At 50.9% G+C, this 24,564-nt stretch carries 22 protein-coding genes and 4 tRNA genes; 19 read left to right on the plus strand and 7 right to left on the minus strand.

The features are described 5' to 3' along the window. Positions 1 to 18 precede the first annotated feature (18 nt). Together C9I92_RS07420 and C9I92_RS25575 are read right to left on the minus strand one after the other, a co-directional pair. Entirely contained in the window at positions 19 to 189 is a 171-nt protein-coding gene (locus tag C9I92_RS07420; protein WP_047885189.1) for a XapX domain-containing protein, read from the minus strand. Positions 190 to 584: 395 nt separating this feature from the next. Next, the gene (locus C9I92_RS25575; RefSeq protein WP_047885188.1) at positions 585 to 2,147 is read right to left on the minus strand and encodes an amidohydrolase; all 1,563 of its coding nucleotides are present in this window, start codon (positions 2,145 to 2,147) and stop codon (positions 585 to 587) included. A gap of 230 nt (positions 2,148 to 2,377) precedes the next feature. On the opposite strand from C9I92_RS25575, the gene C9I92_RS07430 reads away from it, so the two are divergent. Further along, positions 2,378 to 2,890: a porin family protein gene (locus tag C9I92_RS07430; protein ID WP_047885187.1), complete on the plus strand. Its 513-nt coding sequence runs from the start codon at positions 2,378 to 2,380 to the stop codon at positions 2,888 to 2,890. Between the two features lie 73 nt (positions 2,891 to 2,963). On the opposite strand, the gene C9I92_RS07435 is transcribed toward C9I92_RS07430, so the two are convergent. Further along, entirely contained in the window at positions 2,964 to 3,566 is a 603-nt protein-coding gene (locus C9I92_RS07435; RefSeq protein ID WP_084712551.1) for a GNAT family N-acetyltransferase, read from the minus strand. 230 nt (positions 3,567 to 3,796) lie between these two features. On the opposite strand from C9I92_RS07435, the gene C9I92_RS07440 reads away from it, so the two are divergent. The 9 genes from C9I92_RS07440 (at position 3,797) to C9I92_RS07480 (ending at position 10,941) form a co-directional block, all read left to right on the plus strand. Further along, positions 3,797 to 4,570 (plus strand): hypothetical protein, encoded by a 774-nt coding sequence (locus tag C9I92_RS07440; protein ID WP_047885186.1) that lies wholly within the window; start codon positions 3,797 to 3,799, stop codon positions 4,568 to 4,570. Positions 4,571 to 4,687: 117 nt separating this feature from the next. Beyond that, positions 4,688 to 4,891, plus strand: a complete 204-nt coding sequence (locus tag C9I92_RS07445; RefSeq protein ID WP_047885185.1) for a DUF3283 family protein — start codon at positions 4,688 to 4,690, stop codon at positions 4,889 to 4,891. 266 nt (positions 4,892 to 5,157) lie between these two features. Further along, the gene (locus C9I92_RS07450) at positions 5,158 to 5,883 is read left to right on the plus strand and encodes a response regulator (RefSeq protein WP_047885184.1); all 726 of its coding nucleotides are present in this window, start codon (positions 5,158 to 5,160) and stop codon (positions 5,881 to 5,883) included. Between the two features lie 51 nt (positions 5,884 to 5,934). Beyond that, entirely contained in the window at positions 5,935 to 7,380 is a 1,446-nt protein-coding gene (locus C9I92_RS07455) for an ATP-binding protein (protein ID WP_047885183.1), read from the plus strand. Between the two features lie 6 nt (positions 7,381 to 7,386). Then, complete coding sequence (locus C9I92_RS07460) at positions 7,387 to 8,634, plus strand: ABC transporter substrate-binding protein (RefSeq protein ID WP_047885182.1); 1,248 nt, start codon at positions 7,387 to 7,389, stop codon at positions 8,632 to 8,634. Between the two features lie 159 nt (positions 8,635 to 8,793). Beyond that, complete coding sequence (locus tag C9I92_RS07465) at positions 8,794 to 9,309, plus strand: SixA phosphatase family protein (protein WP_047885181.1); 516 nt, start codon at positions 8,794 to 8,796, stop codon at positions 9,307 to 9,309. A gap of 110 nt (positions 9,310 to 9,419) precedes the next feature. Continuing rightward, positions 9,420 to 9,510 (plus strand) — tRNA-Ser (locus C9I92_RS07470). A gap of 41 nt (positions 9,511 to 9,551) precedes the next feature. Further along, positions 9,552 to 9,628 (plus strand) — tRNA-Asp (locus tag C9I92_RS07475). 548 nt (positions 9,629 to 10,176) lie between these two features. Further along, on the plus strand, positions 10,177 to 10,941 hold the full coding sequence (locus tag C9I92_RS07480) for a DUF4344 domain-containing metallopeptidase (RefSeq protein ID WP_084712714.1): 765 nt from the start codon (positions 10,177 to 10,179) through the stop codon (positions 10,939 to 10,941). Between the two features lie 72 nt (positions 10,942 to 11,013). On the opposite strand, the gene C9I92_RS07485 is transcribed toward C9I92_RS07480, so the two are convergent. Continuing rightward, a complete protein-coding gene (locus C9I92_RS07485) occupies positions 11,014 to 12,048 on the minus strand; it encodes an ABC transporter substrate-binding protein (protein WP_047887850.1) in 1,035 nt (344 codons plus the stop codon). Positions 12,049 to 12,237: 189 nt separating this feature from the next. Between C9I92_RS07485 and C9I92_RS07490 the strand changes: the two genes are divergently transcribed. Continuing rightward, the gene (locus tag C9I92_RS07490) at positions 12,238 to 13,518 is read left to right on the plus strand and encodes an NAD(P)/FAD-dependent oxidoreductase (RefSeq protein WP_047887851.1); all 1,281 of its coding nucleotides are present in this window, start codon (positions 12,238 to 12,240) and stop codon (positions 13,516 to 13,518) included. 82 nt (positions 13,519 to 13,600) lie between these two features. Here the strand turns inward: C9I92_RS07490 and C9I92_RS07495 are convergent, their stop codons facing one another. Continuing rightward, on the minus strand, positions 13,601 to 14,500 hold the full coding sequence (locus C9I92_RS07495) for a LysR family transcriptional regulator (protein ID WP_047887852.1): 900 nt from the start codon (positions 14,498 to 14,500) through the stop codon (positions 13,601 to 13,603). A gap of 168 nt (positions 14,501 to 14,668) precedes the next feature. On the opposite strand from C9I92_RS07495, the gene C9I92_RS07500 reads away from it, so the two are divergent. Further along, positions 14,669 to 15,925 carry an adenylosuccinate synthase gene (locus tag C9I92_RS07500; RefSeq protein ID WP_047887853.1) on the plus strand — a complete coding sequence of 419 codons (1,257 nt, stop codon included), beginning with the start codon at positions 14,669 to 14,671 and terminating at the stop codon, positions 15,923 to 15,925. Between the two features lie 215 nt (positions 15,926 to 16,140). On the opposite strand, the gene C9I92_RS07505 is transcribed toward C9I92_RS07500, so the two are convergent. After that, positions 16,141 to 17,265 (minus strand): M14 family metallopeptidase, encoded by a 1,125-nt coding sequence (locus C9I92_RS07505; RefSeq protein WP_047887854.1) that lies wholly within the window; start codon positions 17,263 to 17,265, stop codon positions 16,141 to 16,143. A 139-nt stretch (positions 17,266 to 17,404) separates the two neighbouring features. On the opposite strand from C9I92_RS07505, the gene C9I92_RS07510 reads away from it, so the two are divergent. From C9I92_RS07510 to C9I92_RS07530, 5 genes are all read left to right on the plus strand, one after another. Further along, positions 17,405 to 17,857, plus strand: coding sequence for an NUDIX domain-containing protein (locus C9I92_RS07510; protein WP_047887855.1), 453 nt, complete (start codon positions 17,405 to 17,407; stop codon positions 17,855 to 17,857). A 110-nt stretch (positions 17,858 to 17,967) separates the two neighbouring features. Then, positions 17,968 to 18,058: transfer RNA gene (locus tag C9I92_RS07515), tRNA-Ser, on the plus strand. Between the two features lie 41 nt (positions 18,059 to 18,099). Next, positions 18,100 to 18,176: transfer RNA gene (locus C9I92_RS07520), tRNA-Asp, on the plus strand. Positions 18,177 to 18,812: 636 nt separating this feature from the next. Then, complete coding sequence (locus C9I92_RS07525) at positions 18,813 to 19,727, plus strand: pirin family protein (RefSeq protein WP_047887659.1); 915 nt, start codon at positions 18,813 to 18,815, stop codon at positions 19,725 to 19,727. 230 nt (positions 19,728 to 19,957) lie between these two features. Next, positions 19,958 to 20,659 carry an MOSC domain-containing protein gene (locus C9I92_RS07530; RefSeq protein WP_422894370.1) on the plus strand — a complete coding sequence of 234 codons (702 nt, stop codon included), beginning with the start codon at positions 19,958 to 19,960 and terminating at the stop codon, positions 20,657 to 20,659. Positions 20,660 to 20,759: 100 nt separating this feature from the next. Here C9I92_RS07530 and C9I92_RS07535 read toward each other — a convergent pair whose 3' ends face one another. Then, complete coding sequence (locus C9I92_RS07535) at positions 20,760 to 22,061, minus strand: endonuclease (RefSeq protein WP_242551940.1); 1,302 nt, start codon at positions 22,059 to 22,061, stop codon at positions 20,760 to 20,762. A 336-nt stretch (positions 22,062 to 22,397) separates the two neighbouring features. Here C9I92_RS07535 and C9I92_RS07540 point away from each other — a divergent pair, with 336 nt between their 5' ends. Together C9I92_RS07540 and C9I92_RS07545 are read left to right on the plus strand one after the other, a co-directional pair. Continuing rightward, positions 22,398 to 23,219, plus strand: coding sequence for an alpha/beta hydrolase (locus C9I92_RS07540; RefSeq protein WP_047887727.1), 822 nt, complete (start codon positions 22,398 to 22,400; stop codon positions 23,217 to 23,219). Between the two features lie 394 nt (positions 23,220 to 23,613). After that, positions 23,614 to 24,525 carry a LysR substrate-binding domain-containing protein gene (locus C9I92_RS07545; protein ID WP_047887661.1) on the plus strand — a complete coding sequence of 304 codons (912 nt, stop codon included), beginning with the start codon at positions 23,614 to 23,616 and terminating at the stop codon, positions 24,523 to 24,525. The last annotated feature ends 39 nt before the right edge of the window (positions 24,526 to 24,564 follow it).

Genomic DNA, 24,564 nt, shown 5'->3' on the forward strand with positions numbered 1-24,564 from the left:
TTCGTCAGTGACGGAAATTTAAGAGAAAAATCGTTCAACGATTGATTGATACGCGATACCGCCAAGGTAAACACCAACAATGCCCATGATTCCCGGTAGCACAGGAGGTGCAGGAAGAGGCAGCTTAACCGCCGAGAAAAATAGACCAACAATTAATCCTGCAACCATTGCAAGCAGAATCTCGCTCATGTGTTTACCCTCTAGCTTTGTGTCGTACTAAATAGTCGGCTTAGTGTGGCTGCTGTATCGCGCCTTTGTAATGTTCGCCGTTGTTGAGAGAAGTGTAAGCAAGGCTGTCACCCCTTCTCGCGATCACGATCACATTTTGCTGTCCTTTTAAGCAAAAATCACCCATTGATTACTAATTCTGTTGAAAAGGCGAGGGGTATCGTTTGCGCAAAACAGCCTGAAAAACCGCCATCTGGAGGCGGTAAATATTATTATTCTTTTAATTTTCATATCATTAATGATTATTGTGAATCTGGAAAGTAATGTATGAACCTGAATGTAACAAGGATGAAATTTTGTGATCTTGTAATGCATTTCATTTTTCTGAAGCACATGAATTGAGTTAAAACTGCCCATTAATTGACCGGAGGGATAGAGCTATGCCCAGCCGCAGGTGGTTCTGAAGTGTCTGTTTCGGTGGCCTTTTCGGTATCTTTGGCGGGCAGAGCGGTATCAGATATCGCACTGGCCGGGGCGGCGGTACGCTGACTGAAAATGGTTTTTCCTTCCTTTATTGTTTCCAGTACTCGGATCTCCCTCAGCATGCCCGGGGCGATGGTGAGTGGATTGTCGGACAGGATAACCATGTCAGCCAGCTTTCCCGGGCTGAGGGAGCCTTTGGTGTCGTCTTCAAAAAACTGATACGCCGCCTGAATCGTCAGGGCTTTCAGGGCGGTGTCCGGATCAATTCGCTCATCCGGTCCGAGGATCACTCCGCTTTGGCTGAGTCGGTTTACGCTGCTCCAGATCGCCAGCAGGCTGACTGGCAAGTGCTCAGTGGATTGAGGAGCGTTGTTGCTATTGTTATTACCGCTACCGTTACCGTTATCGTTACCGTTACTTTCGCTGTCGCTGTCGCTGTCGCTGTCGCTGTCGCCGTCGCTGCGGGGCGGGTTATTACCGTTTGTGGTGCTGTCTTGTGACTGTGGTGGCAACTGGCAGTGATTAGAAAAAGGGAGGTTCAGGGTTTGCGCTGACTTCATCGGGCTCTGAAACTCACCTGATGCCTGGCCAACGTACTGTAAATCGGCATCGCCCTGCAGGTAAATTTGACTGCTGTTGAAGCAGGGAATGAGCCCCAGTTTGGCAAACTGCTCAAGCTGATTACGCCGCATAAACCGCGAGAACAGCACAACATGGCGCTGGTTTTGCTCGGCGCTGAGTTTTACTTCATAGGCAACCTGAATAATCGCGTCAATGGCAGCGTCACCGACTGCATGGGTAAACACCTGCAAATGACGTTTTATGGCCTGACGGTAAAAGGCGGCGAGTTCACTGAAGGGGATGAGCGGTTCGCCGCGCCAGTTCTCCGGTTTACCGGGTGCGGAATGGTAGGGCAAGGCCAGCCAGGCCGATAGATCTCTGCTGTCACCGTCCAGTACCAGTTTCACGCCTCCCAGTTTCAGCCGGCGTCGGTAACTGCCAAAGGACCAGCTTTTGTCTTTCAGTAAGGCTTCTGCGTCGCTGTACAGTGGCAGTGCGATGAAATCCAGGCTCAGCTTGTCACTCAGTGCCGCATCTTGCAGTTGTTTCACACTGGCGGTATCAGCATAGCCGTCAACCACCGTTGTGAAGCCTTGACTGGCATACGCATTTTGCGCCGCTTCCATTGAACCCATTGTGGCCACTTCTGCTGCGAGCAGGGTGTGGGAGGCATAAAAACCCGGCAGCAGGGTTTGCCCGTTTAAATCGACGACGCGGGTGTGATTGCCCTTGTGCCGCAAAACCCCATCCTGGGTCCCAATGGCTTGGATTTTGCCATCCCGGACGGACAGGGCGTTGGCGGTAGGAGGATCGGCCATGGTCAGAATGGTGCCATTGAGATAAATCGTGTCAGCGTCCGGGGATGGGCCCAGGTCGCAGGCATTGAGTAGAGCAAGAAAACCAAGCAGGCAGGTAAACCTGAAAACTGCGAGCATCAGAGAAGCTACCTCAGGAACCATAATGGTATAAGCATAGGCGATGGTTTCGCAGTGAGCACCGGCAAGGAAATTGTCTGTGAAATTGGTAATTTGGCATGATTGGAACTACCAATTAAGGGGACGAGACGTTCCCGTCAGCGTGGTCTGAACCGTTACCACACTCCTGGCGATATGAAGATATTTTTAGCTTTTCAGCTTGTACCGCAGCATTTCGAGGGAAAGAAATCATGAAACAGTACGCAGCAGGTTTGTTGCTGATCGCGGCGATGCCCGCCTCAGCCGATATTTGGGGATTCAGTGTCGGCGCCAGTGCTGGGGCCGCCAGAATTGAATATCAGGGGAACGACGATTACGGTTACGAATATGGGGTTCACGCTTCGTATCCGTTCAACGATTTTCTCAGCATCAATGCCGGAGTGGTGCAGGGCAGCGCAGAAGTCGATGCCCGGGGGCAGTCGGCTAAAAATGACATTGACTACACCGCTTTTCCTCTCACGCTGCGGGGCGATATTCCTCTACTGATTGGCTCTGTGTACGCCAAAGCTGGCACGAACTACTATGACTACGATGTGGACAACCCGGTCACAGGCAAAAGTGATGACGGCTGGGGCTTTACCGGCGGTGCCGGTGTGGTCTTTACCTTGCTGCCGATTGTCGACATTTCCCTTGGCTATGAGTACCGCGAAATGGGGGCTGTGAAGAACAATGCGATCCTGCTGGGAATTGGTGCGAGCCTGTAATGTCCCGCGCATAGTGAGTATTCCAAGGTTTGGCTGAACTCCTATTATCAGAAAGCGGTTTCAAAAAGCCGGTTCACAACGTTGGAACGGTTGCGAGTTTGTGCCGTTGCAGTTCGCACCGTAAGCGAAGCCGGTCTTTGTGCTGAAGGCCGTTTTCGAACAGTGGCATGGGGTAATGACGAAGAAAATAGTCCGGTTCTACCGCAATAACCCGGAATCCGGCGCGCTGATAAAAGGTCAGCTGGTGGCCGAACGTGCCGGTTCCCAGTTCCAGGTAGCGAATCCCCTGAAGCTTCATGGTTTCCATGATTTTCTGCAGGAATACACTGCCCAGCCCCTGATTCTGAAACGCCGGTTCGATGGCGATGTTCATCAGCTCAGCCTGTTGTGCCGACTGCATTTGGATAGCGCAAACCCCAATCATCACAGTTGGTTTCGCATCTTTTTGCAGTTCCGCTCCCCAAATCAGGCAGTCAGGCAAATACGTCTGAATCATGGCCGTTGAAGGATCGGCTTCCAGCAGTAAGTTCATTGGTGCTTCTGCCGGAGCCAGGGCGCGCAGCTGTAATGATGATACATCCACTGTGGGTGGCTGAGCGTTGTGATTTGGCGTTGCACCTGGCTGCGATACAGCTTTTTCAGCTGAGTCAGAAGAGTCGCGATTAATCGGTGGCATAGTCGTCGTTTCCCGTGCGGTGACATAAAGTATCCGGATTCTGAGCTGACACATCAGAGACAGAGTACGGCGTGTATAATGACAGGTATTCAGGACAGGTTCAGCGAAACGCCGCAATTTGTGACATTGTGACGTAAAGTCATGATGTAAAACAAGGTTTTGATCAATGATGCCCGACACGCACTCTTATACAATAATCAGAAAGAGAAGGCGCTCACCGGAGGAAAGCCATGACCAACTATGAACACTATCAATCCACAGTCGACCAGGTAAACCGGGTGATTCTTGAGGAAGTCAGTCAACCCTGGAAAATCCGGCATCATGATGCGTTAGCTGCGGATGAATGTGTGGTTAGCATGGTGGCACCAACTGGGACGGTTTGCCAGCACCTGAACCTTTCTGCGGAGCAGGCCCAAAGTTGCTGGCCGGATCAATCGGTTGTAGGCAGGCAGGTCATTGAATATATCGTTCGCGGAGCAGCAAGGCTGGCACCACTGCGTCAGAGCGCTTTTCGAAATAACTTCCCTCACTGGCTGGATCATGGCCTGCAACAAATTCACGATTTGACGTCGTCTAAGTCCAAAATTGAAACCTTTCTGGATGATCCCGGTTATCCCTATCCGAGTCAGGTCAATATTGGTGGCAACTACCTGCCTTGTTGGGTGTGGGGCGCTCAGGGTAATGAGCTGGCGATTTCAGTGATTGACCGCCGTACCGGCCATTTTGCCGACCCTAAAAATATTGCGCCGGAATTGCTGATTGATCGTGAAAAATGGTTGGGCGCACAAGTGATCGATTCGGTAGATGAATCCATTGAAACTATCCGTCATTACATTTCAGAGTTAATCCATCAACAACGGGAAAGCTTGCCTGATGAGCCAACGCTGGCAGATGCGATCCAAAACCCGACCACATCAACTCTGAGCCCGGTGCTGAGTGTGGCGTTGTTTATGGCGATCGTCGTCGGCTTTTTTGTGACTTTTAAATGGCTGCTCGGATTCTGAGTCCGCAACGCCGTCATGTGAGTGTGGTGATAATTGGCATTGGTGACAATTGGTATTAGTGACTTTTTTCGCTAAAATCGCCCGGTTATAGAGATTTAATCATGCAGGACATGACTCATGCATAATTTGACACTGCTCTCTGATGCAGAGCGAAACCGGATAGAGTTGGACAAACAAGCCGCTTATGCCGTTTGGCAGGTGAAACAGGCCAAAGTCGGATATGAGGTATTTGCCGAGATCGCGAATAAGATTGACGACGATGACGAACGCGAGTTTTTCGAACAGGCGGTCATGAAATATAAGCAGCAGATGGGGCTGTAAACCGTGTTGCAGCGGTATCGCTAGCTTCGGTGTGAACACTTTCGTACTGCTGCATGGGGGATTGCCGCGTGCAAATCAGTAGATGCTAACCGTGGAATGCAGCTTGTTGAGTATTGTCCATCTGGTTGCATTTACACAGATCATGATATTAAGGCGCTACAGGCGCCTTTTTTGATGCAGTTTGGTATGTTACTGCCAGGGTTTCGATACCATTCCGGTTTTTAGAGCATCAGCCCGAACCGTGTAAACAGGGCAAGGAAAAAAGAATGAGCACAACCAAGAAAGTTCTTGTTGTCGATGACGATCAGGACATCCGCGAACTGCTGGATGAATATCTGACCAAAGCCGGTTTTAATGTGACGACGGCAGCGGAAGGGGAAGAAATGAAACGCCGTCTGGCAATGGGATATCCGGATCTGATTTTACTGGATGTCATGATGCCGGGGGATGACGGTTTCACCCTGTGCCAGTACATTCGCAAAACGTCTGACGTTCCTATCATTATGCTGACAGCCGTCTCTGATGAGATGGATCAGATCATCGGGCTGGAGCTGGGCGCCGATGACTATATTGCTAAACCGTTTAGTCCCCGCCAGCTTATGGCACGTATCAAGGCGTTGTTGCGCCGGGTAAAGCCAACCGAGGCACAGCAGATGCCGACCGCTCCCAAGTCGATCCGTTTTGCCAACTGGCGTCTGGATACGGCGGCACAGCGACTGTATGACCTGGATAAAGGCAAAGATTATGAGCTCAGCGGCGGTGACTTTGCGTTGCTGATGCTGTTTCTGACCCGACCGAATGAGGTGTTGGATCGGGATACCATCTCTTTTGCCACTCGTGGGCGAGAAGCCACACCGTCAGCTCGCGGCATCGACGTGCAACTGAGCCGACTGCGTCAGCGTCTGGGTGACAAAGGCAACCAGCAGCGACTGATCAAAACCATCCGAGGAAACGGCTATTCGTTCAACGCCGAAGTGATTTACGAAGAATAAGTACGGTACAAAGCATTAGCACGACTGTGCCCGCAACGAAGGCCTGAGACGATGAATTTGCGAAAACTGTGGCCAAAATCTCTGTTGGCTCGCACCCTGTGGTTCACCTTATTGGCGGTCTTTCTGGCCCAGATGATCGCCACGATTATCTGGTACGGGCAGTCTAAACAGCGCGATATTGCCGGTCTGGAATCCGCATCGGCCAGCATGGCGAACATGTTTGCCTCGACGGTCACTTTCTTCCAGTCCCTGCCGCTTGAGTACCGTCATATTGTGCTGGATCAGCTGCGTAATATGGGAGGCACGCGCTTTTTCGTCTCCTTTAACGAAGAAGAAATCCGGATTGACCCTATCCCGGATTCGCTGATGAAAACCACGGCAGTCAGGGTGTTCGAAGATGTTTTACATGAAAAACTTCCCCGCCTGGATGTGATTCGGGTGGAGTTCTCTCGTCCGGAAACCTTACATGTCCTGAAAAATGACATTCTGTTGAGCGATCTGCCACGCTCCTGGGCGCACTATACCCTCAGTCTGGAGCCGTTGAATCCACCGATTCTGGTGGTACAGCTTGAGCTGGCTGAAAATGAATGGCTGTATATCGCAGCTTTGTTGCCTGCGCCGTATGTCAGCCTGAAAGATGAGTTTATTACCAGCCAGCAGGTGTTGTTTATGGTGTTTATCACCACCCTGTTGTTGCTGTTTACCTTCTTTATGATTCGTCGCCAGACCCGGCCGCTCAAACGGCTCGCCTATGCTGCCAACGCGATGAGCTTTGATATTTATCAGCCGCCGCTGAAAGAAGAAGGGGCCAGTGAGTTGGTGACGGCGACTCGCGCTTTTAACCGGATGCAGTTGCGTGTTCGTCGATACATTGATGATCGCGAACACCTGTTTTCTTCTATTTCACATGACCTTAAAACCCCCATAACTCGCTTGCGCCTGCGGGCTGAGCTGATTGATGATGAAGCCAAGATCGAGAAATTTAACCGCGATCTGGATGAGCTGGAGATGATGGTGAAAGGGGCGCTGCAAACGGTGAAAGATACTGATTTGCACGAGAACCTGACCGAAGTGGATGTCAACGAGCTGCTCCATAGCATTGCCGAACGTCATAACCGTGGCCATGTCAAAGTGCATCTGCCGGATACTCCGATTGCCCCATTGATGGGTAAACCGCTGGCGCTCAAGCGTTGTTTCAGCAACCTGATTGATAATGGGGTGAAATACGGCCATGAAGTGCACTTGATCATTAAAGACGAGAAAAGCTCGCTGATTCTGATCATTAAGGATAACGGACCGGGTATTCCGGAAAAAATGCTGGAAGCGGTCTTTGAACCCTATGTTCGTCTGGCAAAAGATGACGAGGGGCACGGTCTCGGTATGGGGATTGCGCGTAACATCATCCATGCTCATGGTGGCGATATGGCTATCCACAATGCTGTGGATGGCGGTTTAGAAGTGAAGGTGTTTATCCCGCGCCTGATGAAAGAAGAATAACTGAACATGAAACGACCTCGCACTCTGCTTGCATTGTGGTTGGCGTGTAGCACGACCAGTGTGACTGCCGGTGATGTGGAGATTCTGCACTGGTGGACATCCGGCGGAGAAGCCAATGCCGCAACTTATCTCAAGGACAACATTGAAGCGCGCGGCCATCACTGGAAAAACTTTGCCATTGCCGGTGGTGGCGGTGAAAGTGCCATGACGGTGCTGAAAACCCGTGCGGTATCGGGCAATCCCCCATCGGCAGCCCAGCTGAAAGGGCTGGATATTCAGGAATGGGGACGCTTAGGTTTTCTGAGTGATCTCAGTGTTGTGGCCGACGAGGCGCACTGGCCGGAAGTGGTGCCAGACGTGGCACGCCGGATCATGCTGTACAACGATCAGTATGTGGCTGTCCCGGTCAATATCCACCGGGTTAACTGGTTATGGGCCAATCCGGCCATACTGGCCAAAGTCGGAGTGGAAGTCCCTCGTACCCTGCCTGAGTTTTTTGCTGCGGCAGACAAAATCAAACAAGCGGGATATATTCCGCTTGCGCACGGTGGTCAGCAATGGCAGAACGTGACGCTGTTTGAGACAATTGCATTGGCGGTGCTGGGCGCGGAGGGGTATCAACGGGCCTTTGTGGATTTGGATATGAGTGTGCTTTCCAGCCCGAAAATGGTCGAGGTGTTTCGCCAGTTTCTGCGGCTGAGGGACTATATTGATCCGGGCTATCGTGGGCGGGACTGGAACAGCGCCACTGAAATGGTCAGTCGGGGCGAGGCCGCGATGCAGATTATGGGGGATTGGGCCAAAGGGGAATTTGCCGCAGAAGGGCTAAAGCCGGGGCAGGATTATCTGTGTGTGGCAGCGCCCGGCACTGTAGGACAGTTTACCTACAACATTGACAGTTTTGCCTTTTTCAAGCTGACGAACGAGGCCGATATCAAGGCCCAGCAGGATCTTGCCCGTATCCTGCTCGACAAAACGTTTCAGGTTGGGTTTAACCAGCGCAAAGGGTCGATCCCGGTTCGGATGGATATGGACATGACGCCATTTGACCAGTGTGCCCGAGACTCCATGACAGTGTTCCGGGAGAGCTTAACAAACGGTGGCCTAGTGCCGAGTCTGTCGCAGGGTATGGCCTCGACCAGTTATGTACAGGCCGCGATTTCTGATGTAGTCAGTGATTACTTCAATGCCAAGGCGGCCGATCCGGAGCAAGCGGCACAGCGTTTGGCTCGCGCGGTCAAATCCGCGATGTAGCCAGATTGAGCTGGAACTATTTGGTGGTAATTATTGTAAACAACACACGCTAGTTGCCTATTTTCCTTATACTTATAGCCAGAAGTCGTCAATGAATGCCGTTGCGTTTCCGTTGCGGAGAGTGCCGGGATACTGGCGCGAGTTTGGGGAGAGAAGGCAATGAAACTGTTGTTTTTGCTTCGTCATGCAAAGTCGTCCTGGGATGATCCATCGCTCGAAGACCATGCCCGCCCGTTGAGTAATCGCGGACTGAAAAATATTCCAAAGATGGTACACCGCCTCAATGCATGGCAGTGGGGACCGCAGCTGATCCTGACCAGCTCCGCGCTGCGTGCGAGTGAAACGGCCGGGTTATTTGCCCAGACGCTGTACAGCCGTCCGAAGCTTGAGGCTCGCGAGGAACTTTATACTGAATCGGCGTTTGAGTTGATGGATGTGATCCGTTCCTGTACCAATGTCGCCGATCGGATAATGCTGGTGGGCCACAATCCGGCGATCACCAACTTGGCACAGATGCTCGGGCTCAAAGCCGATTCGATTCCGACGTGTGGTGTGGTGGTGTTTGCGTTTGAAGTTGACTGCTGGAGTGCGATTGATTCCGGGCAGGCGACAGTCCTCTATTTTGACTACCCAAAGCGCGCCCGTCCTCAGCCGGAAGAGCTGATGGGTGACTGATTTTTACCAATCATTGGTGTTATTTGGCTGAAAGTTGCGCAAGCGGTTGGTTTTTCTAAAATTCAGGGTTTACAAGCTAGCCGTCCCCCGTTATTATTCGCCGCAATTACGGAGAGATGGCTGAGTGGTTGAAAGCACCGGTCTTGAAAACCGGCATACGTTAATAGCGTATCTAGGGTTCAAATCCCTATCTCTCCGCCACATTCTGGAAATTGGGCGAAAGCCGAATTTCACAAAGAATTGGAGCGGTAGTTCAGTTGGTTAGAATACCGGCCTGTCACGCCGGGGGTCGCGGGTTCGAGTCCCGTCCGCTCCGCCACTACAACGAAGCCTCGTCAGAAATGACGGGGCTTTTTTGTTTGTGTTGGGGGTTAGGTTTGCCCTGCGGTCAAATGAGTCCCGCTGGATCGCCAGCCCGGCCGTTCCGCCACGACAGCGAAGCCTCGTCAGAAATGATGGGGCTTTTTTGTTTGTGTTGGTTTAGGTTTGTCCTGCGGACAAATGAGTCCCGCTGGAGCGCCAGCCCGGCCGTTCCGTCACGACAACGAAGCCTTGTCAGAAATGACGGGGCTTTTTTGTTTGTGTTGGGTTTAGGTTTGTCCTGCGGTCAAATGAGTCCCGCTGGAGCGCCAGCCCGGCCGTTCCGCCACGACAACGAAGTCTCGTCAGAAATGACGGGGCTTTTTTGTTTGTGGTGAGTTTAGGTTTGTCCTGCGGACAAATGAGTCCCGCTGGAGCGTCCACCCGGCCGTTCCGCTACGACAACGAAGCAGGATCAAGCCGTTTTAAGTTAAGTGGCTTGGTTAGGAGCTGGCTTACCGTTATGATTCGGCCATTCTCCTGGTGGGTGCCGGAATAAGGGTTTGCATGAAATCAACGATGACATTGTTAGGTTTGGGGATGTTGTTGGCCGGTTCAGTGATGGCGGCTGATACAAATGTCTCTGTTGAGTACCTGGCAACAAAAGGTAAAGAAGACAAGGCTGCGCGGCAGCTTATAGAGAAAAGCGGTATCAATGAAACGCTGACTGGGCTTTCTGACGCTTATTTTCCGTTTAAGGAAACGTTGACGGTAAGGTACGGCGGAGAAGAAGGACCGCTGTACGATCCAGAAACACATATTGTTTATATTCCTTACTCATTTGTGACCGAATCACTGCATTATTTTCGGGAAAATGACTACGAAAAACGGTTTGGAAAAGCGCCGAAGCTGGGGGCGATTGATACGGTGCTTCATACTTTACTCCATGAAGCCGGGCATGCATTTGTCGAAGACCACAATATTCCAGTGTTGGGCAAGGAAGAAGATGCTGTCGATAACTTTGCAACCCTGATGCTGATCAATTACGTGGAAGGTGGAGATGACGCCGCCATCAGTGCCGCAGATATGTTTGCGTTTGAGTCTGACGATCGCCCGGATTATTACGAACTCAGCGAATATATTGATGAGCACAGTTTCGACTTACAACGGTATTTTTCAACCTTGTGTCTGGTTTATGGTAGCGACCCTGAGAAACATAAGAATTTGCTGGATGAGGTCGAAAAAGAGGATCTTGCCGAGCGAAAAGAGTTATGTATAGCGCTTTTTCAGCAGTTGGATCACAACTGGCATCGCTATCTTGTCAGCAAATAGCGGCGTTATAGCTGAACATCACAGCCCGTTTAATGACCGTCCCCAAGCGGAGACGGTCTGAGTGCCAACGACTTAGCTTTTCAGAAGCTGCCAGTATTTTTCGTAGATATGGATGGCCGCGCCAATGTCATTGGTGAACTCGCCTTTTTCGATATCTTCGTCAGTTGGGAAAATGGTCTGGTTGTCCCGGACGTCCTGAGGCAGCAGCGCTTCTGCTTTGTCGTTGGAGGCAGGGAAACCGTACTCTTCGACGATTTTCACCTGATTTTCCGGCCGGTAGATAAAGTCGATGAACTTGTGCGCCAGGTCTTTGTTATCGCTGCCTGCCGGGATAATGAAGTTATCCATCCATAGAATCGAACCTTCTTTCGGGTAAATGAAGGCCAGCTCTTTCATCTCTTTCTGCGCCAGATAGGCATTACCGTTCCACTGCATGCCAATGTTGGCTTCACCGGTAATAAACGGGACGTGCGGGGCATCGGAGTTATAAACCACCACATTCGGGCGAAGTTTCAGCAGGTACTCATAGGCGGCTTTGACTTCGGCTTCATTGGTCGAGTTGATACTGTGTCCCTGTGCTTTCAGTGCCATGCCAAAGACATCACGCACATCGTCCAGCAGCATTACCTGCATGGCGAACTCTTTCTTCCACAAATCGTTCCAGCCTGAAACCTGCTCAGGCTTGATTACGTCAGAATTGTAAGCAATACCGGTCACGCCCCAGACGTATGGCAATGAATAGTCGTTGTTCGGGTCGAACTGCTGGCCCAGCAAACCCGGCTTAATGTCTTTCAGGTTTGGCAGTTTGCTCTTGTCAATTTTGGCCAGCATGCCTTCGCGCGACATCTTCTGAATAAAGTAAGTAGAGGCAAACGCCACATCGTAGCCTTTGTTATCCAGCAACTTCAGCTTGGTATACATACTCTCGTTATTTTCGAACGTTGAGTAGTTGATTGTGACGTTGTATTCCTTTTCGAATGCTTTCAGTACCTCAATCGGCATATATTCCGCCCAGTTGTACACATTCAGTACGTTGCTGGCCGCAGAAGCATTCAGTGTGGACAGTGCAAATATAAGTGCAGTCACCCCTTTAATTACTTTATGCATGTTTTCATAGTCCTTTTAACAGGCAGAGTCCGTATTGACGAGGCGAATGATAGGATAGGGGGGATACCTGTCAAAGGCGATAAGTCATTATTTTGAATCTCGTCTCGATAATAAATTGCTTGTCTGGGTAATGAACCCGTGACACCATGCGCGCCAATTTTCATAGGCACAATTTTGCGAGCAGCAGACATGGTTAAAGACAGTCAGTACATTGATAGTTATTATCAGGCGACCGTGACCCCTTTCCCGCAGCAACCTTCTCTGGATCAATCGGTTGAAGCCGATGTCTGCATCATCGGTGGTGGCATGACAGGTCTTTCCGCGGCCATTGAATTGCGCCAAAAAGGCTATTCGGTCGTGGTGCTGGAATCCCGTCGTCTGGCTTGGGGCGGATCTGGCCGAAACGGTGGCCAATGTCTGGTGGGCTATTGTCTGGGGCTGCGTGAAGTGGATGAAACCTATGGTCCGGAATGGGGCAAACAACTGTGGGATTTATCCTGTGAAGCCGTGGATATCGCCCGCGAACGCATCGAAACATTCAAGATTGACTGTGATTTCCAGCAAGGATACATCGAGTTAGCTCTGAATAAGAGTCAGGAAGCGGAACTGCAATCCTGGCTGGAGCTGAAACAGAGCCGGTATGACTATCCAAGCGCCAGCTGGTGGGACAAGGACGACATCAATCAGGTTGCCCACACCGAGCATTATCTCGGGGGATTGTTCGACGCCAATAGTGCGCACTTACATCCTCTAAACTATACCCTGGGTCTGGCTCGTGCAGCGCTGGAACTGGGGGCAACCTTGTACGAAAATACATCGGCGCTAAAAATTGAAAAAGGTCAGCCCCATGTAATTCACACCGATAAAGGCAGGGTAAAAGCCCGTCAGGTGTTACTGGCCTGCAATGCGTATCTGGATGGATTAGACAGAAAAGCGCAGAGTGTGGTGCTGCCGGTGGCGTCCTATATCGCAGTGACGGAGCCGCTGGGTGATCGCCAGCCGATCAGTAACAAGATGGCGATGTCTGATCTGAATAATTGCCTGGATTATTATCGTCCTACCGCGGATGGGCGGATTCTGTTTGGCGGCGTGAACCACCCGTTCAATGGGGAATATGCCGACTCTATGGAGCGACTGCGTCAACGCATGATCAAGGTGTTCCCACAATTGTCAGATGTCAGGATGGACTACCACTGGGGCGGGTTGTTCGCGGTGACCCGTTCGTACATGCCGCAGATCGATCATCTGGGTCACGATATCTACGTTGCACACGGTTACACCGGTCATGGCGTCGGACTCACTAACATTGCCGGTCGGGTTGTGGCCGAAGCGATGTCGGGCACTGCCGAGCGTTTCGATGTGTTTGCCAGAATCAAGCATGGCTGGATTCCGACCCCGAAGGTGCTGCGAACACCAGCGTTAGCACTGGCGGTGTGGAAAGCTAAGCTGGAAGATGCGCTGGAGCGCTGATCATTCCACGGGCACAGAGGGCAGCATGGGCTGCCTTTTGTCTTCTTGTTGCCCGGGTTTGTGCGTTGCCCTAAGTGGCCGGTTACTGGTTATGCGGCGAGTTGGCAATTTCTTCGCTCACCCAGTGCAGCAACTGTTTGATTGCCCGCGAGAGCACCTGATTCTGCCGCACAATATATCCCAGGCTGGTGGTCGGAAAATCCGGCAGTGGCGTAATGGTGCTTTTAAGGTTGAGTTTAGGGTGCAGCGAGAAAGCCGGTACAATCGCAATGCCAAACCCCGCCTCGGCCCAGTCAATCTGAGCATCGACACTTCCGACTTCCATGACCCGGTATTTGGGCAATTTCAGGCTCGGCAGCGCCAGATCGATCAGGTCGCGGGTACGGGTATCGTGCCCCAGCAGAATCAGGGTGGGTCCATCTCCCGAAGTATGGGGCGATTGCCCCCTGGCTTGCTGTTGCCAGTCAGCCAGTCCGTTTCCCAGGGCACACCAGCGTACCTGGCGTAATTCAGTAAAGTGCAGCGGCTGACTTTCTTTCTGAGCGATGACAAACCCCAGATCGGCCCTGGCACTTTTAACCAGCTCAGCAGCCTGACTGGACGTGGTGTTAAACAGCGACAGGTCGATCCCCGGAAACTCCCGCTTAAAAGACTGAAACGGTTTGATCAGCAGCAGGCGTGAAATAATGTCACTGGCGGCAATGGAAAGGGTGCCTCGACACAGGTCATTGATCGCGTTCAGATCGGCCTGACAGATCTGCAACTCCTGCAACGTTGACTGAGCACTTTGTAGTAAGCGCTCACCTGCTTGCGTCAGTCTGAAGGGGTTCCGTTCGATCAGTTTGACCCGGGTCGCCTGCTCCAGTTGTTTGATATGCAGACTGACATTGGGCTGGGTCATGTGCAGTTCGGAAGCGGTTTTACCAAAGTGCTCCAATCGTGCCAACGTCACAAATGTATTTAACCAGTGTAAATCGAGCATGCTTCCTCGCTTAATGTCCGTCGTTAGGCCGTGTACGCCGCCTCCTATTCTACCTTTTGTCCCACAAAATCCCATATGGAATTCTTATTAGCCCAATAACGATTATTAATTTTTCTTATTGGCTGAGCGGGCATAGCATAAGGGCTTCGAGATTAAGGAGAGTTAATTATGTCGTCTATCGTTGTTGTTGGTGCAAACTGGGGTGATGAAGGCAAAGGCCGCATCGTGGATTTTCTGGCTGAGCAGGCATCAGCAAGTATCCGTTTCCAGGGCGGTAACAATGCCGGTCACACCGTTGTGAATGACCTGGGTACGTTCAAGCTGCACCAGCTGCCGAGCGGCGTATTTAACCCTGACTGTCTGGCGGTGCTAGGCCCTGGTATGGTGATCAGCCCTGAGAAGCTGTCTCAAGAACTGGCGGAAGTTGAAGCTGCAGGCGTAAAAGTGAACCTGTGCATCTCTGACCGCGCGACTCTTTGTCTTCCACTCCACGCTTTAGAAGACACCCTTGAAGAAGAGCGTCTTGGTGACGGTGCTTACGGTTCAACACGCCAGGGCATAGCGCCGGCTTACGGTGACCGTGTGATGAAAAAAGGCATTCTGGTTGGCTGGCTGCAGCAACCTGAGGTGCTGAAAGAACGTATTCAGTTCCTGCTGGATTGGAAACTGCCTCAGCTGAAAGCGCTGTACCCAAGCTGTGATTTTAACCAGACTGCAGAAGAGATGACTCAGTGGCTGCTTGAAGTGTCTGAGCCATGGCGTCACGCAATCACTAACGTGACTCTGCCGCTGAAAGCGCTGCAGGCAAAAGGCGAGAACCTGCTGTTCGAAGCTCAGTTGGGTGCCGGTCGTGACCTGGTTTACGGTGAATACCCTTGGACAACGTCTTCGAATGTTGTGTCTATGTATGCTGGTATTGGCGGCGGTCTGCCTGCTCTGCGTCCGGAGCGTGTGATTGCTGTAGCGAAAGCGTTCAGCTCATCAGTAGGTACCGGTACGTTGATCACGGCAATGGAAGAGCAAGATGCCTTCCGTGAAGCGGCTAATGAATTTGGTGCAACCACGGGTCGTCCACGTGACATGGGTTATTTTGATGCTGTTGCAACACGTAACGGTGTTGAACTACAGGCTGCAACTGAAGTGGCGCTGACTAAGCTTGATTGCCTGAGTGGTCTGGAAGATCTGAAGATCTGTGTTGCCTACGACGGTAAGCACAGTGAAAACCCAATCTGGCCTCAAACGGCTGCACTGGCACCAGTTTACGAGAAAATGGAAGGCTGGAGCGAAGACATTACGGGTTGTCGCGCATTTGAAGAACTGCCTAAGGCTGCACAGGCTTATGTACTGCGCGTTGAAGAGCTGATGGGTGTTCCGGTGAAAATGGTTTCTGTTGGTCCAGGCCGTGAACAGATGATCATGCGTTAATAGTCACAGAAACTTATTCTGTTAGACCTAGACATGTTAGACCTGGGTTTGTAAGACGGATTTATTGATAAATAGATTATGTAAGAAACATATTCGTTAGGTATATAGTCCTAAGGCACAAGCCAGTACCGATTTGGTACTGGCTTTTTTTTCGTTCAGTCTGCAGGACAAATGCCACTGGCAGAGTGTTTGCCCCAAAGTATCACGAACCGCGCTTAAATCTGATCAACAACGGCATGAACAGCAGCCAGCACATCCTGACCAAAAGCCACACTGCGTTCCGGAGACCAGCCGTAGACTTCATCCGCATGGCTGATATGATCTTTAAATGGCATTTCAACGGTGTAAGACAGGCACTTAAATTGCTCTGCGACCCAGTTTGAACCAATGGTCAAATTTGCCTGGCCCGGCGCATCTTTGTCGTAACCGTGCTCATCCTGAAACTCTGGTGTAATGGTTAGCAGTGCCTGTTTAAAGGCATTCTCCAGTGCGGCATGACGCTCGTCGTAAGACGGAATGCCCTCGCTGCCTGCAACAAAGTTATACGGAATCGCTTCGTCGCCGTGAATATCCAGGAACATGTCGACTCCGGTTTGCAGCATACGCTCACGGACCAGAAAGACTTCAGGGCTTTTCTCCATTGAAGGCGTTTGCCATTCGCGGTTCAGGTTGACGCCGACCGCATTCGTGCGCAGGTGACCTCGAATACTGCCGTCCGGGTTCATGTTAGGAACCACATGGAATACGGCTTTGTTCAGTAGCGCACGGCCCAGGGTATCGGTGTCATCCAGCAGGCGTTGCAGCATGCCTTCAATGAACCATTCCGCCATGGTTTCGCCCGGATGCTGACGACCGATAATCCAGATGTTCTTTTTCCCTTCCTCCGGCTCACCAATGGTCAGCAGGCTCATATCATTGTTGTCCAGTGTCGCCCCTAGTGTTTCCAGGCGGCAGGCAGGATGCAACTGAGCCTGATGCAACAAATCCTGGTGGCGGTCGTACGAATACGGTGCGAAGTAGGCGAAGTACATCGAGCCATATTCAGGGTAAGCGGTGAAGCTCAGCGTATCACCGTCAAAATCTGCCGGAATACGGAACCACTCTTCACGATCATATGAGGCAACGACATCGTAGTCTTTCCATCCTTCCGGATAGGCAGATTTCGCCAAATTAAGCAGTTTGAAGTGGTGGGGAATTTGCGGCTCGCTTTCCAGGCGAAAGTGAAACCATTGGGCAATGTCAGATTGATTGTCAGCAGGAATGGCAAGTTGGATATCGTCTGGCGTTTCTGCTTTAACGATCTCGATATTCCCGCTTTCGAAGTTACTGAAAATTTTCATTGTTATCATTTTGTGGTTTGAGGTAATGAAGAGGTTAGCAGTAACCCTGATGACTTTAAAGAGCCGTGCAGTCGATGTGGTTTAATCCGATGTCTGAGTTGGGATAGAATCTGGGAAAAAGACAAAACAGGAGAGTCGAGTGAGTTTTCATTACCTGGCGCGGGGGATCATTCGCTCCGAGGGCCATATTCTGCTGGTGCGGGCGATTGGCGATACTATGACCTTTCTGCCTGGCGGCCATATTGAATTTGCGGAGCCTGCGGCATCAGCGCTGGCCCGTGAATTGTGGGAAGAAGCCTCGATCGAGGCCACTGTCGGTCGATTTGTCGGAGCCGCTGAAAATGAGTGGTTTGATCATGGTGTGACACAGTCTGAGATTAACCTGATTTTCGAGGTAAACACGTCTTTGACACATTCTCAGCCAATCACTTCGAATGAATCCCATCTGGAGTTTTTCTGGGTGCGCTGTGAAGATATTGAGCAGTGGAATCTTTACCCTGAAGCGCTGCGGGCATTGGTTAAGCAGGAAAGACTGCCACAGCAGGCGTTCTGGGGTTCTGGCGTTAGTGGCGAAAACACCGTTTCGTGCTGATTTCTGACCGGCAAGTAAGAAAAATCAGAAAATATGGTCGATATGTAACCACTTGAATCATTGAGGGGTTTACAGTTAAATCCTGAATGCGTAATATTCGCCGCACTTACGGAGAGATGGCTGAGTGGTTGAAAGCACCGGTCTTGAAAACCGGCATACGTTAATAGCGTATCTAGGGTTCAAATCCCTATCTCTCCGCCACATTCTGGAAATTGAGCGCAAGCCGGATTTCACAAAGAATTGGAGCGGTAGTTCAGTTGGTTAGAATACCGGCCTGTCACGCCGGGGGTCGCGGGTTCGAGTCCCGTCCGCTCCGCCACTACAACGAAGCCTCGTCAGAAATGACGGGGCTTTTTTGTTTGTGTTGGATTAGGTTTGCCCTGCGGTCAAATGAGTCCCGCTGGAGCGCCAGCCCGGCCGTTCCGCCACTACAACGAAGCCTCGTCAGAAATGACGGGGCTTTTTTGTTTGTGTGGGGTTTAGGTTTGCCCTGCGGTCAAATGAGTCCCGCTGGAGCGCCAGCCCGGCCGTTCCGCCACTACAACGAAGCCTCGTCAGAAATGACGGGGCTTTTTTGTTTGTGTGGGGTTTAGGTTTGCCCTGCGGTCAAATGAGTCCCGCTGGAGCGCCAGCCCGGCCGTTCCGCCACGACAACGAAGTCTCGTCAGAAATGACGGGGCTTTTTTGTTTGTGTTGGGTTTTAGGTTTGTCCTGCGGACAAATGAGTCCCGCTGGAGCGCCAGCCCGGCCGAATACGGTCTTAGCCGTTCCGCCTCGACATCACAGCCTCTGAGTAGAACGTTAGGTGTATCGTCAATACTTGTTGGCAATCATTTTTCAATATTTCTTACCATTTCCCTGCTGAATTCCACCTTTTAAACCATAAGTCCCGGCGGATACTTCGTTAATGATTACACTTATGAAAATGAGTTAGTCAAAGAAGGGAGGGAACATCATGAGTAATGAAGCGCCAACCACTGAGCTGCACTGTGAACGAACGGACAGTTGCGATGAAATCAAGCAGCTGCTGTTTCCGAAGGATAAAGACTTGGGCGACTTTATCGTGCGTCGGGCTTTACCGAGTGCCTTTCTGAAGAAAGTCGGCCCGTGGGTGTTCTTCGACCATATGGGACCCGCTCAGTTTGACGCAAATAACGGGCTGAATGTCCGGCCGCATCCACACATTGGTATTGCAACCGTGACCTATCTGTTTGAGGGGGAAATTTTGCACCGGGATTCGCTGGGGACAGAGCAGACGATTAACCCGGGTGACATTAACCTTATGGTAGCCGGAAAAGGTATTGTTCACTCTGAACGTGAACGCCCGGCTGTGCTTAACCAGGATCGCACACTTCACGCCCTTCAATTGTGGCTGGCTCTGCCGGAAGATGATGAAGATACAGAGCCAATGTTTTACCACTACGAAAGCCAGACCATTCCGGTTGTAAAGCAGGATGATGTGACAGTCAGGGTGATGATGGGGAGCGCCTATGGTGCCACTTCTCCCGTTAAATGTTATTACGACACATTGTATCTTGAGGCGGCCATTCCGGAAGGTCATACGTTAGTCTTGCCCGAGGCGGACGAAAAAGCCGTGTATGTACTGGATGGTGAACTGACGCTGGGTGGAGAAACGCTCCCTCGCTTCGCGTTTGCGGTATTGCCCGGTGACTCGGAATGCCCTTTGCAAGCGGTTAAGGACTCGCGCATCGCTGTGGTTGGAGGGGAAACCATTAGTCATCGGTATATTGAATGGAATTTTGTTTCCAGTGACAAAGAAAAAATCGCCCGTGCCAAACGTGACTGGCAGGATCAGCAATTTGATAAAGTCCCCGGCGACGAAGAAGAGTTTATCCCTTTACCCAAATAAAATAGCCAAATAAAACGATAGATGAATCTGTGAGCCATTCCCCAAGTGACCATGAGGCCTGCAAAGGTGTCATGGTTTTTTATTTGTCTTTGTACGGTATAGCGTTGCGCCGACGTAATGATGAAGTCTCACTTTGTTAATGATGGTAAACTTAGTGCTTATTAAATGGTGGGTTGTCAGGCAACGTATGCCAAGCACAGCTGCCAGGATCGGATTTTCAAAGGGAGAACATTGTGAACCAGAAGTTTTACCTGAATGGGGTTTACTGTGGCCAGATCGCACAGCGGTACGGTCTGGAAACGGCGATTGATAAATCGCTCGTTGTGGAAAAAGTTTACCTCTCTTTGACCGGTCTGGACGGCGATGAATGTGCTGATAAGCGTCATCATGGCGGACCAGAGCGAGCGCTGCATCAATACCCCAGTGAACATTATGCTTACTGGCAACAGCTGCACCATAAGGAGGGAGAACAAGATGCGCCAAAGTGGCAAGCTCCGGGAATGGGAGAGAACATCAGTTCAGAAGGCATGACGGAAGAAACGGTCTGTCTCGGCGATCGCTATCGCTGGGGTGAAGCCGTGATCGAAGTCAGTCAGCCTCGTTCACCCTGCTTTAAACTGAACAAGCGTTGGGGAGTGGAAGAGATCTCGGTCAATATGCAGGCCATCAGCCGTTGTGGCTGGTTATACCGCGTTATTCAACCGGGTTTGGTCAGTGTGACCGATCCACTGGTGCTGATTGAGCGTGAACCCAATGCCATGACTTTGAAGGCTGTGTGCGACATCTTTTTCGGTGACCCGCTAAACCATGAAGGGTTAAAACAATTGCAGCAACAGCGAAAATTGTCCCACAGCTGGATGAGTAAGGTAGAGCAGCGCCTTGAAACCAACCAGGTAGAAAACTGGAATTTCAGGCTGTTAGGCCATGCCTGAAAATAAGCTTTGACAGCGTGAGCTCTGATTGCCCCCGTCAGCAACAACGGGGGAAATCGAAGGGGAACAAAAGAAAAAGGGCTAATGGATCCAACCGGAATCAGTTACCCCAGATCGCAGTGACAAATTCCGGATGGTCCACAAACGGATTTCGGTTGCCCTGAAATTTATATACCGACTGATTGCGGTCGAGCTCTTTTTGGCTGACCGGATCGTTGGTGTGCCAGCGTTTGAGCATGGCCAGTAGCCAAGGCTCAAAGACTGTGGTGTTGGTGCCATCTAGAACGGCATCTGAGTTTGTGGTGTTGCCTTCCCACGACGCGATTTCATTTTCGTAGCGGGTTGCTATATAGAAATAGGCGCGGGCAAAGTCCCCTTTAAACTCGTCTACAGGCTCGAACACTGTCCCGTTAAAGCCGAGTGCAGCTTTTGCCTGCCCAAGCTTTGAACCGTTGCTTGAGGTATACGTCACGGAGCCTACCTCACCAAATGGCCAGTTGCTTCGTTTGGCATTGACGTATCCATCGGTGGCAAAGAGGTGATGACCATCTGAATTCATCGGTTCAACCTTGCCGCCAAACCAGCTTTTCGGGAAGGAATGCTCCCGATTGTAACAATCGCCTTCCTTGCTGTACTGGCCGCACTGGTTCGTGACTTTGGTGAAGGTAACGGCATCTGAATCCGAAGGATTCTCTGAATACATATCCAGAATTGAACCGTCTTTTTCATAGTAGTTATCCAGATCTGCCTGTTTCACCAGCTCCCAAATCGCCGTGTAACCCTGGCTGTTATGCTGACGAATGATATTGTGCAGCGCGGTTTTTAGTGCAAAACCGGTTTTACCTTCTGCGGCCTGATAGTAGGCCTCCAGATCCTCTGTACCGGCTGGCGGATCGACCGGATCGGTAGGCGGCTCAACGGGATCTGTGGGTGGTTGCGGTATTGCCGTGCTGTCCGTCGGACGGAAATGATCAACATACACCACTTCAGTGCCGTCAAACCCGGAAACATCATAAAAGCGCAGGCCGACCTGAATATCTTTCGTGGTGGTGGCGGTATAGTTGAAGCTGATGTCCTGCCATTGCTGTGGTTTGAGATTATCGGAATAGCCCTGATAGCCGTCAGCGACCAGACGGGCTTTCAGGTTCCCTTCGGTATGGAAAACTGAAACGCTGAAATCATAACTTTTGCCTTGCTCGACATGCACGGTTTGCAATAAATCGGTATTGCTCTGTGTGCTGGTGCTTACGAGCACTTCTGCAGCTAATCCACCTGATTTTACCTGGGTTGAAGAGGGAGCGAGGCTGATCCCACTATCAATGACTTGCCAGCCAGCAGGCACATTGCCATTCCATTGCTCAAAGTCGCCATTCACGATTTGAGCAACACTGTTATGAGACATCAGGAGAGCAAGCGCACTCAAAGTAAAAGTTTTACAGTTCAAATAGCCTTTCATATAGCTTTTCATATAGGTCCGTATATAGTCTTCTGATTTTATTGGTATAAAAGTGCCCAAAGCATAATGGTTAACAAAATGTTGTTACTCGTCGAACATCACAAAATCTGATGACCAAACAATGATGTTTGCTGTAAAGCTGAATGACGATCACAGAATGTTGGGCAGGTCGCACCATGGTGGAAAGTGCATCAATCTTAAAAGAGCCATGCCTTAGGTTAAGGGGCATGATCATAACGAGAAGGCAAGAAGCCATTGGCTGGCACCAAACCGGAGGCAACCGTGAAAAGTCTGTTATGGTTGGTAATCATCGTGTATCTGGTCAGTGCAGTGATGTTGTCTGTATTCCAGAGAAAAATGCTCTATTTTCCGCAACCAGCGATGTCGATGTTGGGTGAAAAGAATAGCCGGTTTACCGTAAACGGGGTGACGTTAAGCGGCTGGGTGATCAATCCAGGGCAGCCTGAAGCCTTGATTTACTATGGCGGTAATGCCGAAGCGATCGAGCTGACGATTCCCTTTTTCCGCTTTCTGACGGGGTTCACGCGCCAGATGGAGTGGGCCTTGCCATTCCCGCCATTGTCAGAGCGGCTGACCCATGTCAGTGTTTATCTGATTCCGTATCGGGGTTACGGCGATAATCCGGGGCACCCAACAGAACAGCATTTATACCGTGATGCAGTCGCTCTGTTTGATCAGATTGCGCCCCGCCATCAATCTGTCTCACTGATGGGGCGAAGCCTTGGCTCGGGAGTGGCGACATATGTCGCGGCTGCGCGCCCGGTAGAACATCTGGTGCTGGTGACCCCTTTTGACAGTATTGAGCGGGTTGCCAGAGACTTTTATTGGATGTTTCCCGTTTCTTTATTGCTGAAAGATAAGTTCGCTTCGGTGGCTCGTGTTGAAGCGATTACGGCACCAACGACCGTGATAATTGCTGAACATGACCAGATAATTTCCCGTGCCCGTACTGACGCCTTGATAACACATTTTCCCCTCCGGCAAGTCGCAGTGTTCGTCATTGCAGGTGCTGAACATAATAATCTGCAGCTATTCCCAGACTACGCCACGGCTGTTATCAGCGCATTTCTTTCTCGAACATAGCTTCCCGAACTTAGATTTCTCGAGAATAGCTTAGGTGCAGAAACGTCAACCCGCGATGTCTCATTCGAGCCGATACATAAACATAATAAAAGGTTATAAATACTTCCTGAATGACGGCGGATGATCATTGGATGCTGTCAGGCCAATGTCTCGTTGCAGGTGGCTGTTTATCGGCAAGACACTGAGGGATGCGCGTTTTTCTCGATGGGGTCTGATCCCGATTATCTCCTTATTAAAAAGGGAAAGATGAAAATCCAGGTGCCATTTTAAAACCAGCTTTACCATGATGTTGTCCTTAGTTGGGGTGGCTTGATGGTCTCAGTATGCGTAATATTGCCTATTGTCACGAACGACGATTTATTACACTTACTATAAGCAGGAGTTATGGGCTGAAATGGATTATCGGCTGAGGTGGTTAGCAGGACTGCGTTACTTTGAAGTGGCTGCCAGACTGAGAAGTTACAGTAAAGCTGCGCATGAGCTGTGTGTCAGTCAGGCGGCGGTGAGTCAGAAAATTCGGCAGCTTGAAGAAGGACTCAACTGTAAATTGTTTGCCCGCCAGGGAAGGGAAATGGTGCTGACTACGAAGGGACAAACCCTGTTTGAACAGGTCACTCGCGGGTTCAGCCATATCGTGTCTGGTCTGAACGCTATCCAGGCCGAACCGCTGGAAGGGATGCTGGCCGTTAACACAACGCCGTCCTTTGCTTCTCGCTGGTTGATGCCCAGATTATGGAAGTTCACGATGCAACATCCCGGCATTCCTATTCGGGTATATTCGACCACCGACGATCCGGTGATTCGGTATGGTCACATTGATGTTGCCATTCGTCAGGGGTATGGCAAGCAACTTGGCGAGGGGATATTGTCGACCTTTTTATATGAAGAACCGGTTTACCCAATTTGCTCGCCGGAACTGGCTGCCTCCCTGTCACTGCAACATCCGGAACAGTTACTCAACTGTTGGCTTATTCACGGGGTCGAAACCAGAAATTTTACCTGGCGAAAATGGTTTGAGCTGGCAGGTGTAAATATGGCCGAAGACAAAGTGCAATGGATGGAAGTCAGTACCTTTGATATGGGGTTAAGCGCAGTGATGGCCGGTCATGGTGTGTGTCTCGGGACGGAAAGTCTGGCCGGGGATTTCATTGAGCGCGGGTTGTTGGTGAAGCCCTTTGATATCGGTATGACACCGGGTGTGCGCTATACCCTGCATTCTGATCCGACCTCACCGCGCGCCGAGCGAATCGCCGCATTTACGGATTGGTTGCAACAGGAAGTGGGTCGGCATGAAAAAGCGCGATGACGTCGGTATTTTTACTCGGTAACCAACGTATACATTGTC

The sequence above is a fragment of the Photobacterium ganghwense genome, from assembly GCF_003025595.1.
In the GTDB taxonomy this organism is placed as follows: Bacteria; Pseudomonadota; Gammaproteobacteria; order Enterobacterales; family Vibrionaceae; genus Photobacterium; species Photobacterium ganghwense.

Coding starts and splice junctions, on each gene's coding strand:
- C9I92_RS07455 (WP_047885183.1), top strand. CDS start 5,935: ATGAATTTGCGAAAACTGTGGCCAAAATCTCTGTTGGCTCGCACCCTG.
- C9I92_RS07440 (WP_047885186.1), top strand. CDS start 3,797: ATGACCAACTATGAACACTATCAATCCACAGTCGACCAGGTAAACCGG.
- C9I92_RS07420 (WP_047885189.1), bottom strand. CDS start 189: ATGAGCGAGATTCTGCTTGCAATGGTTGCAGGATTAATTGTTGGTCTA.
- C9I92_RS07460 (WP_047885182.1), top strand. CDS start 7,387: ATGAAACGACCTCGCACTCTGCTTGCATTGTGGTTGGCGTGTAGCACG.
- C9I92_RS07535 (WP_242551940.1), bottom strand. CDS start 22,061: ATGTCTCATAACAGTGTTGCTCAAATCGTGAATGGCGACTTTGAGCAA.
- C9I92_RS07450 (WP_047885184.1), top strand. CDS start 5,158: ATGAGCACAACCAAGAAAGTTCTTGTTGTCGATGACGATCAGGACATC.
- C9I92_RS07500 (WP_047887853.1), top strand. CDS start 14,669: ATGTCGTCTATCGTTGTTGTTGGTGCAAACTGGGGTGATGAAGGCAAA.
- C9I92_RS07525 (WP_047887659.1), top strand. CDS start 18,813: ATGAGTAATGAAGCGCCAACCACTGAGCTGCACTGTGAACGAACGGAC.
- C9I92_RS07430 (WP_047885187.1), top strand. CDS start 2,378: ATGAAACAGTACGCAGCAGGTTTGTTGCTGATCGCGGCGATGCCCGCC.
- C9I92_RS25575 (WP_047885188.1), bottom strand. CDS start 2,147: ATGCTCGCAGTTTTCAGGTTTACCTGCCTGCTTGGTTTTCTTGCTCTA.
- C9I92_RS07465 (WP_047885181.1), top strand. CDS start 8,794: ATGAAACTGTTGTTTTTGCTTCGTCATGCAAAGTCGTCCTGGGATGAT.
- C9I92_RS07490 (WP_047887851.1), top strand. CDS start 12,238: ATGGTTAAAGACAGTCAGTACATTGATAGTTATTATCAGGCGACCGTG.
- C9I92_RS07505 (WP_047887854.1), bottom strand. CDS start 17,265: ATGAAAATTTTCAGTAACTTCGAAAGCGGGAATATCGAGATCGTTAAA.
- C9I92_RS07495 (WP_047887852.1), bottom strand. CDS start 14,500: ATGCTCGATTTACACTGGTTAAATACATTTGTGACGTTGGCACGATTG.
- C9I92_RS07545 (WP_047887661.1), top strand. CDS start 23,614: ATGGATTATCGGCTGAGGTGGTTAGCAGGACTGCGTTACTTTGAAGTG.
- C9I92_RS07480 (WP_084712714.1), top strand. CDS start 10,177: ATGAAATCAACGATGACATTGTTAGGTTTGGGGATGTTGTTGGCCGGT.
- C9I92_RS07485 (WP_047887850.1), bottom strand. CDS start 12,048: ATGCATAAAGTAATTAAAGGGGTGACTGCACTTATATTTGCACTGTCC.
- C9I92_RS07435 (WP_084712551.1), bottom strand. CDS start 3,566: ATGCCACCGATTAATCGCGACTCTTCTGACTCAGCTGAAAAAGCTGTA.
- C9I92_RS07445 (WP_047885185.1), top strand. CDS start 4,688: ATGCATAATTTGACACTGCTCTCTGATGCAGAGCGAAACCGGATAGAG.